General features: G+C 30.8%; 3 protein-coding genes. All 3 read right to left on the minus strand.

Annotation, left to right across the window (positions count from 1 at the left end):
- On the minus strand, positions 1-564 hold a 564-nt coding region (locus Q4Q55_RS10385; RefSeq protein WP_303372723.1), incomplete at its 3' end, for a glycosyltransferase.
- Position 565: 1 nt separating this feature from the next.
- Complete coding sequence (locus Q4Q55_RS10390) at positions 566-1,525, minus strand: glycosyltransferase family A protein (RefSeq protein WP_303372724.1); 960 nt, start codon at positions 1,523-1,525, stop codon at positions 566-568.
- Positions 1,526-1,535: 10 nt separating this feature from the next.
- Positions 1,536-2,341, minus strand: an 806-nt coding sequence (locus Q4Q55_RS10395) for a CDP-glycerol glycerophosphotransferase family protein (RefSeq protein WP_303372725.1), incomplete at its 5' end; no start/stop codon positions are given.

Consider the following 2,341-nt stretch of genomic DNA (forward strand, 5'->3'; position numbering starts at 1 on the left):
CTCCATATATGCAAAGAAATTATCGTCACACAGACCCATTTTTTCCAGAAGTGATTTTTTATACATTGCAGCTCCAGCACAGCTTGAAAAAATCTCACAAACTTCGCTAAATTCTGTTGAATTGTGATTTTCACCTTTCTTTTTAGTCCATGCCATGAGATTGTATTCATCCCCAACATCATCAATTAAATCCTTATTGTTGTATTGAAGCATTTTAGCCTGTACCGAAAATATGTCATCAGATGATGAAATTAAATTTATTAATGCTTTAATGGAACCTTTCTTAACTTCAGTGTCATTATTTAGGGAGAATATATATTCATATTTAGCTTCCTGAACTGCCTGGTTAACTGCGGGAGCAAAACCTAAATTATCACTGTTTTCGATAAGATTGACTGGAAAATTAAAAGAGTTGCTTTTAATGTAATCAACACTATTGTCATTTGATCCGTTATCAACAATAATAACCTCCCCAATGCATTCGCAATCATTATTAAGAGAGTCAAAAAATGTTTTCAGGAATTTTTCACCGTTATAATTGGGAGTAACAACCGAAACTTTCATATTAATCAATCGAATTTTTAAATTTTTTCCACACTTTATAATATATTTTTGGATTTAATAAAAATAATTTGATTTTGAGTTTAAATTTACTATCCCCTTCAAATTTAGACAGTTTTGTAAGCAAATCCATTTCTTTCATTTTATCGATTACATCATTAAAATCGTAGGAATTATAAAAAAAATAGTTCATATTTCCAAAAATAGCTTTGGGAATTCTTGATGTAGTAATTAACTTAGACAAGTCACTTAATCCCCGTTTTTCATAAAATTTGCCCAATTCTTCAAACATGTCCACGATGTCAAAACGTCTGAATTCTGATGTTCTGATTGCAGAAGTCGGATGCTGAATATAATAATAGGTTATTTCATTTGAAATTGATATTCTATCACCATAACTCAATGCCGTTAGGGCAAAGTACGTATCTTCACCGTAAATATAGTCTGAAGAAAATTTAATTGAATTGCTTTTGATAATATCTGCATTATACATTAATTGAACAAAATTGAATGGAATCTGCATTTTTAACTCCATTTCTATAAATTCTTTAGTAGATATATTCTCCTGTGAATAGATATGGGGACTGGAAGTGTTTTCCCCTTCTTTTTTTACCAATTGTGTTAAACTAAACTCACATTCACCATTATATAAGCTTGATAGATGATTTGGTGCTATGATATCATCGGCATCGACAAAAACCAGATAGTCTCCATTTGAAATTTCAATACCCTTATTTCTTGCAGAGCTTACACCTTGATTTTCCTGATGGACAATGGCATTCGGAATGTTTGTTGCTTTTAGCTTTTCGCAGGCAATATCCAAACTATTGTCGCTTGACCCATCATCTATTATTATGATTTCAAAACTGTCAAAATCCTGATTAATTATTGAATCAAGTGTGGCCCCTATATATTGGGAGTTATTAAAAACCGGAACTATAACACTAACCTTAATATTATCCATATTACCTACCTTATTTTAAGAGAAAATCAACTACTCTCTTGGATGATTTACCGTCTATTGAATCAAATTGTGTATTTAGGAAACTTGACATTTTATCTTTATCGAAATCATTATTTTTAATTGCACCGATTAACTCGTCACAATTATAAACCAACTTGCCTGGAACTGTTTTTTTGAAATCGTAATAAAATCCTCTCTCAGATGCAAGATAATTATCCAAATCATAAACAAAAAACACAATAGGCTTATTTAAAATAGCATATTCAATCATTATGGATGAATAATCAGTGATTAAAATGTCACTTATCATCATTAATTCCTGTTCTGAAGGATAGTCACTGCAATCAATGTATTCCTCACTTGATTCTATATCCTGAGAGTAAAAATTCTTTATTTTGGGATGAAGCCTTAAAGCCAAGACATATTCATCACCCAAAATCTCATTAAATTTTTTCAAATCCAAATAATTCAGGACATTGTTATACCTTTCATTATCCCTAAAAGTTGGAGCATAGAGAATAATCTTTTTGTCCTGGACATAATTATACTTTTTAAAAAAATCCTTTTTAATTTTATCCAAATCATGATTTTCGAAATAATAATCCAATCTAGGAAGTCCAAGAGCTTTGATTTTTTCTTTGTTAATCTGAAAGGCTTCAGCGTAATAATTTTCTATGTGCTTAGATGACGTTATCAGATAATCTGTATTATTGCTTATCTTTAAAAGCATGTCAATATCTTCAGGACTTGCAACAGATCCGCCAAACTTTTTTGACGCGCCAGGAGCATGCCATAGCTGAACCACTTTAGTTTCAT

This window comes from Methanobrevibacter sp. (genome assembly GCF_030539555.1).
Classification (GTDB): domain Archaea; phylum Methanobacteriota; class Methanobacteria; order Methanobacteriales; family Methanobacteriaceae; genus Methanocatella.

Coding starts and splice junctions, on each gene's coding strand:
- Q4Q55_RS10390 (WP_303372724.1), bottom strand. CDS start 1,525: ATGGATAATATTAAGGTTAGTGTTATAGTTCCGGTTTTTAATAACTCC.